This is a genomic window from Roseibium sp. (genome assembly GCF_039982295.1).
Lineage (GTDB): Bacteria > Pseudomonadota > Alphaproteobacteria > Rhizobiales > Stappiaceae > Roseibium.
In genome coordinates this window covers 12946-25663 of the sequence record NZ_JBDWYP010000029.1, presented here as the reverse complement: position 1 = coordinate 25663, position 12718 = coordinate 12946, and the positions used below count along the sequence as shown (strand labels likewise).

The window sequence follows — 12718 nt, the reverse complement described above, 5'->3', positions numbered from 1 at the left end:
CTTCGCAGGGAGAATTTGATGGTTTCTTTCTTGGATGAGTATTTCCCCTCAGGGGTGGCTTTTGGTGCGCTGGGGGGCCCGGAGCGGCGCACTGAAGTGGTGCTTCTGGCCTCTGGCCTTGAGGCTCGCAACGCGCGCTGGGCCGATAGTCGGCGGCGCTATGACGCCTCCACCGGGATCCGGTCTCTTACCGACCTCAGAGCTGTCCTGTCGCTGTTTGAAAGAGCGCGCGGGCGACTTTTCGGTTTCAGGTTTCGCGATCCCTTCGATCATTCGACCCGCGACGGCGCCGGTATGCCGACGGCCTTTGATCAGGTGATCGCTCAGGGTGATGGCGTCACTGACACCTTTGCCTTGATCAAGACCTACGGCAACGGCGAGGCGGCCTATGCGCGTGAAATCCGCCTCGCTGACCCTGCAAGTCTGAAGGTCGCGGTCGACGGCGTCGAGGTGACGGTCGGGGTCGATGCCTGGCTGGGCGCCGAGGCCGGAGAGCTTGTCTTCGCCTCTCCACCTGCCGACGGGGTCCAGATCTGCGCGGGCTTTTTTTTCGACGTTCCCGTGCGCTTCGACACGGATCGGCTCGAGGTGAGCCTGACCCATTTCGAAGCGGGCGACATTCCCTCGATCCCCCTGATCGAGATTCGGATCTGACTTCCGCGAAATAGGGCGCTCTCATGAAAGATATTTCATCCGAACTTGCTGGCCATTTGGCCGGCGGGGCGACGACGTTTGCCCATTGCTGGGTGGTCGCGCGCAAGGACGGTCAACGCATCGGTTTCACCGACCATGATCGATCTCTGACCGTCGATGGCCTGTCCTGCCAGTCACAAAACGGTCTCGAAACCAGCAGCCTGGCTGCCGGTCCAGGGCTTGCAACTGGCGGCGGTGAGGTCAGCGGTGCGCTCTCCTTGTCCGGTCTGTCCGATGATGATCTTGAGGCGGGACTTTGGGATGGCGCAAGCGTTGAGGTCCATCTGGTCAATTGGGCGGACCCGTCCCAGACGCAGCTTCTGCGCAGAGCCCGCGTCGGCGAAGTCAGCCGAAACGGCGATGCATTTCAGGCGGAACTGCGCGGGTTGTCCCATTTGCTCGAGGTCAAGCGTGGCCGGGTCTTCGCCAGGACCTGCGATGCGGATCTCGGCGATGGCCGCTGCGGCGTTGATCTGGCAGACCCGGCATATCAGGCCAAGGGAACGGTCACACTTACCGGCGATCTGGGCGAACTTGAGATCGCCGGCCTGTCTGCCTTTTCGTCAGGCTGGTTCAACGGCGGGCGGCTGGAGGTTCTGACAGGCGAACACGCGGGCTTTCGGTCCGAGGTTGCCGCGCATCGGGTGGAGGAAGGCGTCGCGCGGATCGGCTTGTGGCAAGCGCCACCGTCAAGCCTTGAGACGGGAACGCAGATACGCGTTTCCGCCGGATGCGACAAACAGGTCTCGACTTGCCGCGCAAAATTCGCCAACGAGCTGAACTTTCAAGGCTTCCCGCATATGCCCGGCACAGATTTCGTTCTCTCCTATCCGACCCGTAACACGGGCGAGAACGACGGTGGCGTCCTTGTCTCCTGACATCGCCAGAGTGCGTGCCGCAGCCCTGAGCGAGGCTGCGTCCTGGCTTGGAACGCCTTATCGGCATCAGGCCAGCTGCAAGGGCGCAGGGTGTGATTGCCTGGGTCTGCTGCGCGGCGTCTGGCGGGAGCTCTATGGCGCGGAGCCCGAACCCGTGCCCGCCTATCAGCCTGACTGGACAGCCTCTGGAAGGGGCGAGAGCCTTGTCGAGGCGGCAAGGCGTTGGCTGGTCGAACAAGCGCCGGACGTCGCTGTGCCTGGAGACGTTCTCCTGTTTCGCTGGAGGGACCATCTGCCTGCCCGGCACGTGGCGATCTTGAGCGCGCCCGGCCTGGTGATCCACGCCTATGAGCGCGTTGGCGTTGTTGAAAGTCCTCTCGTGCCGGCCTGGCGCCGGCGCATTGCCCATGTGTTTTCATTTCCGGAGCAAGCCCCATGGCAACCCTGATCCTGACAGCAGCCGGACAGGCACTGGGTGGCACAGCCGGAGGCCTTTTCGGCCTCGGTAGTCTTGGCGGCATTCTGGGCAAGGCTGCAGGCGCCGTCGCAGGGTCTGTCGTGGATCAGGGCTTGTTTGGCTCCTCAGCCACCGTGGAGACGGGCCGTCTGTCGGATCTCTCCGTCCAGGCGTCCAACGAGGGCGCCTCCCTGCCGCGGGTCTATGGCCGCGTGCGGCTGGCCGGTCAGGTCATCTGGGCGACGCAGTTTGAGGAAGAGGTTTCGGAAGAAAGTCAGGGTGCCAAGGGCGGCGGTTCGTCTACGACAGTGCGGTCCTATGCCTACTACGCCAACTTCGCCGTCGCATTGAGTGAAGGACCTATCAGCCGGATCGCCCGGATCTGGGCTGATGGCAAGCTGCTGGACACATCGGGCATAACCATGCGGGTCTATTCGGGTGCTTCGGATCAGGCTCCCGATCCGCTGATATCGGGACTTCAGGGCGACACCCCTGCTTATCGCGGAACAGCCTATGTGGTCTTCGAGCGTCTTGCTCTGGAGACGTTCGGAAACCGTCTGCCGCAATTGACCTTTGAGGTGATCCGGTCCGTTGAACGTCTTGAAACGGATATCCGGGCGATCACCTTGATCCCCGGCGCTGGCGAATTCGTCTACCAGCCGACCGCCGTCACTTCGACGCCGAGACCTGGCGTCACCGAAAGCCTCAATCAACATGTCACACAGGCGCCAAGCGACTGGGTCGCTTCCCTGGACGAGCTGCAGGCACTGTGCCCGAATCTTGAAAGCATCGCATTGGTGGTCGCCTGGTTTGGCGATGATCTGAGGGCTGCCCACTGCAGCATTCGCCCGAAAGTCGAGGAAAGCGTCAAATCCACGACCGGCGGCACCTGGTCGGTCGCGGGGCTGGGTCGAGAGGAGGCGGAGGACGTCTCCAGAATTGATGGCAAACCCGCATTTGGTGGAACACCATCGGACGCAAGCGTGATTGCCGCGATCAAGGACCTGAAGGACAGGGGTCTTCGGGTCATGCTTTATCCCTTCATCCTGATGGACATCCCTGAAGGTAACGGCTTGCCGGATCCATACGGCGGGTCGGAGCAGGCGGCCTATCCCTGGCGCGGCAGGATCGTTCCGGTCGGGGACACGGATCAGGACGCTACAGCCTTTTTCGGCGCGGCGAGTGCAAGCGATTTCTCGGTCTCCGGCGAAGCAATAGCCTACGGCGGCCCGGCCGAATGGTCTTATCGCCGTCATGTTCTGCACATGGCGCATTTGGCGAAAGCTGCCGGGGGCGTCGATGCCTTTTTGATCGGCTCGGAACTGCGCGGCCTGACAAGGGCGCAGACAACCTCGGGGACCTATCCGTTTGTCAGCGGCCTGATCGATCTTGCCGCCGAGGTCCGGTCGGTTTTGACTGCTGGCACTGATCTTTCCTACGCGGCCGACTGGTCCGAATATGGGGCGCATCAGGTGAGCTCTGGTGAGCTGAGGTTTCCGCTCGATCCGCTCTGGGCTTCTTCGAACATCGATTTTGTCGGCATCGACAACTACCTGCCCATGGCCGACATGCGCAGGGGCGGAGATCCATATGGCAACACAGACCCGCACGAGATCGAGATGCTCAAGGCGGGCATCGCCGGCGGTGAATATTTCGACTGGTACTACGCCTCGGAGGCTGACCGCCGAGCGGGCACACGAACGCCGATTTCAGATGGAACCTACAACAAGCCATGGGTTTACCGTGCCAAGGATCTGAGAGGTTGGTGGGAAAATCCTCATGTGGAGCGTTTTGGCGGTGTTGAAGCAAGCCTGCCAACCGATTGGGTTCCAGCCTCCAAACCGATCCGCTTCACCGAACTCGGCGTTCCGGCCATCGACAAGGGCGCAAATCAGCCCAATGTGTTCGTCGATCCGAAGTCGTCCGAAAGCGCGCTGCCGCATTTTTCAGACGGGACGCGCGACGACCTGATCCAGCGGCGTGCGCTGGAGGCTGCGCTCAGCTTTTACGATCCTGCAGACCCGGATTTCGAGGCCGAGCAGAACCCGGTGTCTCCGCTCTATGGCGGGCACATGATCGACAGCGCCAATATCCACCTGTGGACCTGGGATGCCCGGCCCTATCCGGCCTTCCCGTCCTATCTGGATGTCTGGTCTGATGGCGCTAACTGGCAGGTCGGGCACTGGCTTTCCGGGCGGCTCGGCAGCCTGACGCTGAAGGGCTTTCTGGAGCACTATCTGGAAGACGAGGGCATCGCCGCGCAAGACGTGTCGGTCGGCAATGTACCGGGAATCCTGGAAGGGATTGCTGTGACAGGGCCGGTGTCCAGTCGGCAGGTCATCGAACCGCTTCTGACGGCGTTTGGCGCGACGGCCTCCGATCGTGGCACAGACATTCGCCTGGAGGCGGCCCGGACCGACGTTGATTTGACCCTTGCTGCCGATGACCTGGTGGACCCGGACGCGGACAAGCCGGTTCTGTCGCGGACCCGGGCGCAGGAAAGCGAACTGCCGTCCGAAGTGCGCATTGGTGCTGAAGATGTGACGGCGGACTATCAGCGCCGGATGGTGACATCGCGCAGGCTCGAAGTCGGATCGCGCCAAATCGAGACGCTGGATCTGGCAGCGGTCAGTGCCCCTGAAGCGCTTCAGCAGGCTGCCGACCTTCGTCTTGCCCGGATCTGGGGAGAACGTGAACGCGCAGAGTTTGCCTTGTCGCCGGCCCGCCTTGATGTCGACCCAGGCGATGTCCTTGAGATCGCAAACGTGCCGGGCAAAAGTTTCTCGCCGCCGCTCAAGTTCCGCGTTGAAGCTATTGAGGACACGGATGTTCGCCGCATCGAGGCGGTGCGTGTCAGCAGCGCATTGGCGCCTGTCACCGCTGCACCGGATCCGGTCGTCAAGCCATTCAAGGACGTTGTGCCGGGAGTGCCGCATGGCTTCCTGATGGACTTGCCGGTTCTTTTTGAAGAGGATTCTGACGCTCCGGTGCGATTGGCTGCCTTTGCAAGCCCCTGGCCCGGAGCTCTAATGCTCATGCGGTCTGCGACCGGCAGTGGCTTCCAGCCCGTGTTGACCCTTGATCGTCCTGCAACGCTTGGTCACCTGGTCTCGGACCTTGCACCAGGGCCGCTTGGCCAGTGGGACCATGCAAATCACATCGACGTCGAGATCTACGGGGGGCTTTTGCAGGCGCGTTCTCAGGACGCGGTTCTGGCGGGCGCGAATGCCCTGGCTGTGCGGACAACAGGCGGTGGCTTTGAAGTCCTGCAGTTTGTCGATGCTGATTTGACCGGTGTCCGGACTTATCGGCTGACGACCCTGCTGCGTGGCCAGTCGGGAAGCGAGCCGGAGATGCGGGAAGGGGCGCTGGCGGGAGCTGAGGTCGTCCTTCTCGACGCAGCTACCGTTCCGGTTGTTCCACTTTCCTCTGACCAGCTTGGTCTCGAGCAGCACTACAGGTTGGTGCCCGCCGGACTTGCCGTCGATGATCCGTCTGCTCTGGCGTTTGTCCACGCGGCTTCGGGTCGTGGCGCCTTGCCGCTCGCCCCGGTCCATCTCAAGGCACGGCGGCAGGGCGACGACATCGAGATCAGCTTCATCCGCCAGACCAGGCGTGGTGGAGACAGCTGGGCTCAGGTGGAAGTGCCTCTGGGTGAAGAAAATGAGGCCTATGAGGTCGACATTCTTGGAGTGGACGGCGGGGTTCTCAGAACTCTCGTCACATCGGTCACTTCTGTTTTCTATCCGCTCACAGACGAAATCTCGGACTTTGGCGCTCAGGTGGCCGAGCTGAGTTTTGCCGTCTGCCAGCTGTCTGCCACGGCCGGGCGTGGCGTCCAAAGAAAGGCAACAAGTCATGTCTGAGACCCTTCGTTTTGCCCTGCCGCTTCTGGCGGCCGCGCAGGCGCAAAAGCATGTCACCCACAACGAAGCGCTGCTGACCCTTGATGCGCTGGCCCATTTGCTCCTCTCCTCCCGAAGCATCGCGGTGCCGCCCGCCGCCGAGGACGGTGCAGCGTATCTTGTCGCGTCAGGCGCCATGGGAGACTGGCTGGGCCGGGAGGGAGAGATTGCGCTCTGGCGCGATGGTGTCTGGCAGTTCCATTCGGCTTTCGAAGGATTGGTGGCCTTCGTGGCCGACGAAGAAGTCCTGATTGTTCTGACCGGTGGTGGCTGGAGGGACGTTGGTCCTCTGCTTGGTCCCGATCGTCTGGTCGCGCGCTCCGAAAATAGAGCAGAAACCCGGCTGGCGGTGCTGGAAGAAGAGCTTTCCAACCTTTCCGGTGCCTACGCCGAAACCAGCGCACTCATTCCGGACCGGGCCATTGTGTTCGGTGTCTCCTGCCGGACCGTCACGACCATCAGCGGTGCTGCGTCCTACGACTGCGGCTTGGCGGGAGAGACTTCGAAATTCGGCGGATCATTGGGCATTTCTGCCGGCGCCACCAATGCCGGTGTCATTGGTCCGAGTGCCTTTTACGCCCCAACCCAGGTCCGTTTAACCGCCAATGGCGGCAGCTTCACCGGCGGCACTGTGCGCGTGGCGGTGCACTGCCTTTTGCCGGTGGTGCCGCAGTCCTGACGGGCTGCACCTTACGAAATGACGGAAGGGAGATTTGCCATGCGGGTCAGTGAGAAAGGTGTCGCTTTCATCGCCGCGCACGAGGGCTTCGTTTCGCGCGGATATCTGGATCCGGCGGGCGTCGTGACAATCGGCTACGGGTTCACAATGCGCTCAACGGTTTTTGCCTCCTGGTGGCTGAAGCAGCACGGCAGTCCACTGAAAGTGGGAGACAGTCTGAGCCGCGAAGAGGCCAATCGTCTGCTGCTGACCCTGCTCGACGAAGAATACGCTCCGCCAGTCGAACGGGCGTTGCCTCACCTGGATCAGACCCAATTCGATGCCTGTGTGTCGGTTGTCTACAATCTGGGGCCACGGGCCTTGACCTGGAAATGGGCCAAAGCCCTGAAAGCTGGAAAGGACGCCCTGGCAGCACAGCTTCTTGCCAGGACGGGGACGACCGCAGGTGGACGGCGTCTGCCAGGTCTCGTCCGCCGCCGAAAGGACGAGGCTGATCTGTTGCTGGATGGCAGCTATGGCTCCTTTGCGATTGGCCCTCAGGCGACCGGGTCACTGTCCGCTGATATCGACCAGGCTCTGAAGCTGGCGCAGAAGCACCTGGCGCACTTGGGCTATCGGCCCGGTTCTGCAGATGGTCTGGATGGACCAAGGACGCGCCGTGCCGTTCTCGCCTTTCAGCGCGATCATCCCCCTCTCACCATCGACGGACGCGTGGGGGCGGCCACGCGGGCGGCTTTGCAGCGCAAGATCGAACAGGGAACGAGCCACCGGGCCTCGGGACTCACCTGCGCTGGAACTGCCGCGGCGCTGCGTACAAGCGGTTTCGATTGGGAACGGGTGCTCATTGTCGCCGGGGTGGTTCTGGCGCTGAGCTTGCTCGCCGGACTGGCCTGGCGCTACCGGGGGAGGCTGTTGTCCTGGATGCGTCGGAAGGCGGTGATGGTTCATCTGGTGCCCGCTCAGAGCCACTAACGTCAATTTCCCCTTGCAACGACACGGAAATTCCGACCTGGAAAAGGAGCGAGAAATGTCTGGCTGGAAAACCCTTCTGTTCAATGGCGGCGTTGGCATTCTGGTCGCCATCGCGCAATTGGTTGAACACGTGAGTGTTGTCGAATGGAGTGAGATCCTGCCGGCGGACATGACACCCTGGGTCATCATTGCGATCGGGATCATCAACATTCTGCTGCGTCATGTCACCAGGGGGGCTGCCGGCTGGAAGGTGAAAAGGGATAAGGCATGATTGCGGCGTTTCTGACCTGGTTGTCCGGGTCCGTGCTGGAAAGCTTGCTGGCCTACGCCAGACAACGTCTCGACAGCAGAACCGGGCAGGACCGGATCGCCGCGGAGTTGGCGGCTGAAGAAATCCGGGCGGAAATTGCAGCTCGCAGCGAAGCCCGTAAGATTTTGTTGGCGGAAAACGGCCAGTTTTTCTCGGCGGGACGGCTTGGAAGACTGGCCTTTGTTCTGCCGCTCGGGCTCTGGTGGGCCGCAGTTTGCCTCGACAGTGTCTTTCATTTTGGTTGGAAAATCGCCGAGGTTCCGGTTCTGCGCGATTGGGGCGGCGCAATCATCACCAGCTTGTTTCTGGTCGATGGCGTCAAGAGCATCAGCCGGTCGGTCCGGGCAAAATAATTGCGCGTGCCTGACACGCTCCTGACAGAAGGCTGTCAGGAGGCCTGTGCGACTGTCCGCCTGTTGTTTTTGACAGGAGAGACGAAAATGAGCTTTCAACCTGATGACTTCACGGTCTGGATGGAATTGCCGGTCACCGACCTCGACAGGTCCATCGCTTTTTATAATGAGGTCTTTCAGACCGAACTGAACAAGATCGTCGACATGGGACCTAATCCAGTGGCGATGTTCCCTGCCAAGAAGGATGGCGTGGCTGGGCATCTTTATCCAGGCACGCCGCCTGCAAAAGGAACCGGCCCGACCATCCATCTGATGTGCCCGGACACACTTGAGGCAACCATGGAACGGCTGGCGAAGGCCGGCGGTGAAGTGGTTTCGGACCCGATTACCATTCCGGATGGCCGTTTCACCTACTGCCTTGACCTTGATGGCAATTCCATCGGACTTTTCAGCCGCTGAGGAGCCCTATGATGAGACGAGCCGACCGCCTTTTCCAAATCGTGCAATATCTGCGCGGCGGTCGGCTTGTCCGCGCACGGCAGCTGGCCGAATGGCTGGAAGTGTCCGAGCGCACGATTTACCGAGATATTGCGGACCTGCAGGCTTCGGGCGTGCCGGTCGATGGCGCCGCCGGCGTTGGGTACATCCTGCGCTCGGGCTTTGATCTTCCGCCACTGATGTTTTCCCGGGACGAGATCGTGGCACTGATTGCCGGAGCCCGTCTTATCCGTGCATGGGGCGGCGCCGAAATGGCGCGAGCGGCCGAAGAGGCCCTGATCAAGATCGACGCGGTTCTACCTGACCCGATGCGCGAGCGTACAAGCTCCGTTGAAGTTCATGCCATTGCGCCGGAAATGACACCAGAGGTTCGCGAGCGGATTGATGTTCTGGAGGCTGCAAGCGATGGCCGCAAACGGTTGATTCTTGCTTATCGTGACGGAGAGAACCAATCGTCAGAGCGCACGGTGCGCCCGCTGGGCTTGTGGTTTTGGGGTAAGGTCTGGACGTTGGTCGCCTGGTGCGAATTGCGCAGCGACTTCCGCATGTTTCGCCTTGATCGGATCGATACGATTACCGACCTGCAGAGCAGCTTCCGCCACGAACCGGGCAAGACGCTCAAGGACTTCTATCGCGGCATGGAAGAGCAAGGACATCACCGGAGGTGATGTTAGGGGTCCATGCTGGATGCCGGTTCGGCCGACGCGAAGTTCATGCCCCGGATCTCCCGCAGGAGTTTGCGTTTCATGGCCGCACGATAATTGGCGAAGCCTTTGGCCACTTCGACAAAGGCGCCCGGGCCCCGGATGACCTTATCCCGATAGTAGGCGACCGGATCGGGATCGGCTCCGGCGATCGCCAGACCATTCACCGTGATGCCGTCAAAGGGAAATGCCCCGTAAGCCTTGTCGGCGCTGAACCCCTCGTTGTTGATGCCGTCACCGGCCACGTCCACAACCTTGCGCGCGCAGGGCTCCGGCACTTTTGCCAGATGAACCGCGGCAAAGCCCAGGGCGTATCCAAGGGCTGTCGGAAACTCGGTGTAGCCTCTGTCGGAGGCCGCAAGGTCTGCCGCCGCAGCTGAAATGCTGTCATCGCTCTCTAGGAATCGCCAGTCGATCTGAACATGCTGCTGATAGCGCCCGCTCCATTCGAAGCTGGAGAACCAGATACCGCCCAGGCTCTGGATGGCCCGGCGTACATCTTCATCTTTGAGTGCGCCGGAGAGGCCTTCAAGCTGGAATGTGTGCTCTTGCGGACTGACACTTGATGATCCGTCCATCGCAACGACAAGGGCCAGAGCGCAGGCCGACGCTGGGGCAGGTAAGGCCAGAAGGGTCGCGGTCAAAAACGTACAAGCGCCGCGTCTTTTTGTTTTCCCCAGCATCACCTGGCCTTTCTGTTCAGCGTTCTTGACGATTTTCAACATGTTGCCGAAAAAATCGTCGTGCCGAAAGGCTTGTTCCGTCATTCATGTCGTGTTCAGCTGGCTCTTGCTAGAAAACGATCAGATAAGACGTGATAGACGTCGGTTGTGCGGCGAGTGAGGCGGACGGTATGCCTCTCCACAGCGCCCGACCCTGGAAGCCCGAAGGTGGTACTTTTGAAACGTGTTTTTGCCCTTCTTGTCCTGACCCTGCTGACGGCGGCGCCTGCCAGCGCGCAGTGCCTGTCCCAGGGCGAGGCGCGTCAGGCGGTTGCGAGCGGCAAGGCTGCGTCGCTCGGCTCGATGAAATCGGCTGCGGGCGGGGAAATCGTCAAGGCGCAGCTGTGTATTGAAGGTGGCCGCTATGTCTATCGGTTGTCGGTTCTGGTCGGCGGCAAGGTGCAGACCAAGGTGCTGAACGCCAGCCGCTGACTTTATTGATTTTGGAACGACAGGATTTCAGATGCGCTTGCTCGTGGTGGAAGATGATGCCGACCTCAATCGTCAGCTGGTAACGGCGCTGGGCGAGGCGGGCTATGCGGTCGACACGGCGTTTGACGGCGAGGAGGGGCACTTTCTCGGCGACACGGAGCCCTATGATGCGGTTGTGCTCGATCTCGGCCTGCCGAAGCTCGACGGTCTGTCCGTCCTGGAGACCTGGCGCCGAGATGGCAGGGCCATGCCGGTTCTCATCCTGACCGCCCGCGATCGCTGGTCGGACAAGGTGGCCGGAATAGATGCTGGTGCCGACGACTATGTCGCCAAGCCCTTCCACATGGAAGAGGTTCTGGCCCGCGTACGCGCTTTGGTGCGCCGGGCCGCCGGTCATGCATCCAATGAAATCACATGTGGCCTTGTTCGTCTTGACCTGAGAGCAGGGCGCGTCACGCATGATGGCAACCCCGTCAAGTTGACCTCTCACGAGTATCGCCTGCTGTCCTATCTCCTGCATCACCAGGGCAAGGTCATCTCGCGCACGGAACTGACCGAGCATCTGTACGAGCAGGATTTCGATCGAGATTCCAACACGGTGGAAGTGTTTGTCGGTCGTTTGCGCAAGAAGATCGGCGCGGACATGATCGAGACGATTCGCGGGCTTGGTTACCGCTTGGGCGCACCCGTTGACGAGTGAGCCTGTACAGGGCGGAAAACCCGCCGGAGCAGGACGCAAGCCACGTTCCCTTTCCGGGCGCCTTGTTGTCGTCGCGGCCGTCTGGTCCGTTCTTGCGCTGGCAGTCGCGGGTTTCATTCTGGTCGGACTTTATCAGGCTGCCAGCGAACGGGCGTTCGATGCCCAGCTTGATGTCTATGTGAAGTCCATTCTGGCCGAGATGGTCCCCGATCCGGCTGCGGGCGAAAGTGCGCCTGTCCGTGAGCCCAAGGGCGTCGGAGAGCCCAGGTTCTCGCTGCCCTTGTCGGGCTGGTACTGGACGGTTGCCGAGGCTGCAAATGGCGAAAAGATTCGCTTCGCTTCTCTTTCGCTGGTCGGCGACCCGCTTGATGTCGAGCCGCTTGGTTCCGCGGAAAATCGCAGTTCCTTCGGTACGGGGCCGGGCAACGAGGAGGTCCGGGTGCGCCAGCAACGTATCGGGCTTGGCAGTGCGGAGTTCATCATAACAGTTGCTGCCGAGACCGCGGGTTTCCGTGCCGATGTGCGTGACTTTGCAAATCAGGTGGTTCTGACGCTCGTGGTCATTGGCGCCGGTCTTGTCGGTGCGGTGTTCCTTCAGGTGCGCGTTGGTCTCAGGCCGCTCGTGCGTCTGAGGACCTCTCTTGGCGAGGTGCGGCGCGGTGAAGCCGATGAGATTGACGAGAACCTGCCGGTCGAGCTCGCGCCACTGGCGGTGGAACTCAACGCCCTGATCCATTCCAATCGCGAAATCGTCGAACGTTCGCGAACCCATGTGGGCAATTTGGCCCATGGCCTGAAAACACCCTTGAGCGTGATTTCAAATGAGGCGCGGACAGCAGCCGGGCCATTTGCTGACAAGGTCGGCGAACAGGCGGAAATCATGTCGACCCAGATCCAGCATCATCTGGAGCGCGCCCGCATGGCGGCTCAACGACGCGTCATCGGCGTCTCCTGCGAGGTCGAGCCGATCTTGTCTCGCCTGACGCGGGCCATGTCCAAGATCTACCGGGAGCGGGATGTCGAGCTTGAAGGCGCCATGCCTGACGGCCTGAGATTTCGGGGGGAACAGCAGGATCTGGAAGAGCTGGCGGGAAACCTGCTCGACAACGCCTGCAAGTGGGCAAATTCCCGGGTGGTCGTCCATGTTCGTCAGTTGCAGCACGGCGAGGCGACGCGCGAGTTGTTCGAACTGGCCGTGGAAGACGACGGCCCGGGCTTGTCGCAGGAAGAGCGCCGTGAGGCTGTGAAGCGTGGCCGACGGCTGGACGAGACGGTGCCTGGAACTGGGCTTGGTCTCTCCATTGTTGCTGATCTTGCAGGGCTTTACGGCGGACGTCTGGAGCTGGACCGCGCCGAGATCGGCGGCTTGCGGGCGCGGCTGATCCTGCCCTCAGTGTAACATTCCGTTACGCAAT

14 protein-coding genes are annotated in these 12718 nt (G+C 61.4%); 13 read left to right on the top strand and 1 reads right to left on the bottom strand.

The genetic code is table 11. The features are described from left to right. The first annotated feature begins 18 nt into the window (after nt 1-18). From ABJZ52_RS04750 to ABJZ52_RS04705, 10 genes are all read left to right on the top strand, one after another. Nucleotides 19-654 carry a DUF2460 domain-containing protein gene (locus tag ABJZ52_RS04750; RefSeq protein ID WP_348188646.1) on the top strand — a complete coding sequence of 212 codons (636 nt, stop codon included), beginning with the start codon at nt 19-21 and terminating at the stop codon, nt 652-654. A gap of 23 nt (nt 655-677) precedes the next feature. Next, nucleotides 678-1571: a DUF2163 domain-containing protein gene (locus ABJZ52_RS04745; protein ID WP_348188644.1), complete on the top strand. Its 894-nt coding sequence runs from the start codon at nt 678-680 to the stop codon at nt 1569-1571. After that, nucleotides 1561-2019 carry an NlpC/P60 family protein gene (locus tag ABJZ52_RS04740; protein WP_348188642.1) on the top strand — a complete coding sequence of 153 codons (459 nt, stop codon included), beginning with the start codon at nt 1561-1563 and terminating at the stop codon, nt 2017-2019. The genes ABJZ52_RS04745 and ABJZ52_RS04740 overlap by 11 nt, the downstream gene beginning before the upstream one ends. Then, nucleotides 2007-5894, top strand: coding sequence for a glycoside hydrolase/phage tail family protein (locus ABJZ52_RS04735; RefSeq protein ID WP_348188641.1), 3888 nt, complete (start codon nt 2007-2009; stop codon nt 5892-5894). Before ABJZ52_RS04740 ends, ABJZ52_RS04735 begins: the two co-directional genes overlap by 13 nt. Continuing rightward, complete coding sequence (locus tag ABJZ52_RS04730; RefSeq protein ID WP_348188639.1) at nt 5887-6612, top strand: DUF2793 domain-containing protein; 726 nt, start codon at nt 5887-5889, stop codon at nt 6610-6612. The genes ABJZ52_RS04735 and ABJZ52_RS04730 overlap by 8 nt, the downstream gene beginning before the upstream one ends. A 39-nt stretch (nt 6613-6651) precedes the next feature. Continuing rightward, entirely contained in the window at nt 6652-7584 is a 933-nt protein-coding gene (locus tag ABJZ52_RS04725) for a peptidoglycan-binding protein (RefSeq protein WP_348188637.1), read from the top strand. 55 nt (nt 7585-7639) lie between these two features. After that, on the top strand, nt 7640-7855 hold the full coding sequence (locus ABJZ52_RS04720) for a hypothetical protein (RefSeq protein WP_348188635.1): 216 nt from the start codon (nt 7640-7642) through the stop codon (nt 7853-7855). Beyond that, nucleotides 7852-8247: a hypothetical protein gene (locus ABJZ52_RS04715; protein ID WP_348188633.1), complete on the top strand. Its 396-nt coding sequence runs from the start codon at nt 7852-7854 to the stop codon at nt 8245-8247. Before ABJZ52_RS04720 ends, ABJZ52_RS04715 begins: the two co-directional genes overlap by 4 nt. Before the next feature lie 87 nt (nt 8248-8334). Then, the gene (locus ABJZ52_RS04710) at nt 8335-8706 is read left to right on the top strand and encodes a VOC family protein (protein ID WP_348188631.1); all 372 of its coding nucleotides are present in this window, start codon (nt 8335-8337) and stop codon (nt 8704-8706) included. A gap of 11 nt (nt 8707-8717) precedes the next feature. Continuing rightward, on the top strand, nt 8718-9413 hold the full coding sequence (locus ABJZ52_RS04705) for a YafY family protein (RefSeq protein WP_348188629.1): 696 nt from the start codon (nt 8718-8720) through the stop codon (nt 9411-9413). A gap of 2 nt (nt 9414-9415) precedes the next feature. Here ABJZ52_RS04705 and ABJZ52_RS04700 read toward each other — a convergent pair whose 3' ends face one another. After that, complete coding sequence (locus ABJZ52_RS04700; RefSeq protein ID WP_348188627.1) at nt 9416-10216, bottom strand: DUF1194 domain-containing protein; 801 nt, start codon at nt 10214-10216, stop codon at nt 9416-9418. A gap of 123 nt (nt 10217-10339) precedes the next feature. On the opposite strand from ABJZ52_RS04700, the gene ABJZ52_RS04695 reads away from it, so the two are divergent. The 3 genes from ABJZ52_RS04695 to ABJZ52_RS04685 are packed head-to-tail and all read left to right on the top strand — an operon-like array spanning nt 10340 to nt 12702. Then, a complete protein-coding gene (locus ABJZ52_RS04695) occupies nt 10340-10603 on the top strand; it encodes a hypothetical protein (RefSeq protein ID WP_348188625.1) in 264 nt (87 codons plus the stop codon). 31 nt (nt 10604-10634) lie between these two features. Further along, complete coding sequence (locus ABJZ52_RS04690; RefSeq protein WP_348188623.1) at nt 10635-11303, top strand: response regulator transcription factor; 669 nt, start codon at nt 10635-10637, stop codon at nt 11301-11303. Beyond that, complete coding sequence (locus ABJZ52_RS04685; protein WP_348200034.1) at nt 11293-12702, top strand: ATP-binding protein; 1410 nt, start codon at nt 11293-11295, stop codon at nt 12700-12702. Before ABJZ52_RS04690 ends, ABJZ52_RS04685 begins: the two co-directional genes overlap by 11 nt. Nucleotides 12703-12718 lie beyond the last annotated feature (16 nt).

Excerpts from the sequence above, each read along its gene's own strand:
- ABJZ52_RS04750 (WP_348188646.1), top strand. The coding sequence starts at position 19 with ATGGTTTCTTTCTTGGATGAGTATTTCCCCTCAGGGGTGGCTTTTGGT.
- ABJZ52_RS04745 (WP_348188644.1), top strand. The coding sequence starts at position 678 with ATGAAAGATATTTCATCCGAACTTGCTGGCCATTTGGCCGGCGGGGCG.
- ABJZ52_RS04735 (WP_348188641.1), top strand. The coding sequence starts at position 2,007 with ATGGCAACCCTGATCCTGACAGCAGCCGGACAGGCACTGGGTGGCACA.
- ABJZ52_RS04730 (WP_348188639.1), top strand. The coding sequence starts at position 5,887 with ATGTCTGAGACCCTTCGTTTTGCCCTGCCGCTTCTGGCGGCCGCGCAG.
- ABJZ52_RS04725 (WP_348188637.1), top strand. The coding sequence starts at position 6,652 with ATGCGGGTCAGTGAGAAAGGTGTCGCTTTCATCGCCGCGCACGAGGGC.
- ABJZ52_RS04720 (WP_348188635.1), top strand. The coding sequence starts at position 7,640 with ATGTCTGGCTGGAAAACCCTTCTGTTCAATGGCGGCGTTGGCATTCTG.
- ABJZ52_RS04715 (WP_348188633.1), top strand. The coding sequence starts at position 7,852 with ATGATTGCGGCGTTTCTGACCTGGTTGTCCGGGTCCGTGCTGGAAAGC.
- ABJZ52_RS04710 (WP_348188631.1), top strand. The coding sequence starts at position 8,335 with ATGAGCTTTCAACCTGATGACTTCACGGTCTGGATGGAATTGCCGGTC.
- ABJZ52_RS04705 (WP_348188629.1), top strand. The coding sequence starts at position 8,718 with ATGAGACGAGCCGACCGCCTTTTCCAAATCGTGCAATATCTGCGCGGC.
- ABJZ52_RS04700 (WP_348188627.1), bottom strand. The coding sequence starts at position 10,216 with ATGACGGAACAAGCCTTTCGGCACGACGATTTTTTCGGCAACATGTTG.
- ABJZ52_RS04690 (WP_348188623.1), top strand. The coding sequence starts at position 10,635 with ATGCGCTTGCTCGTGGTGGAAGATGATGCCGACCTCAATCGTCAGCTG.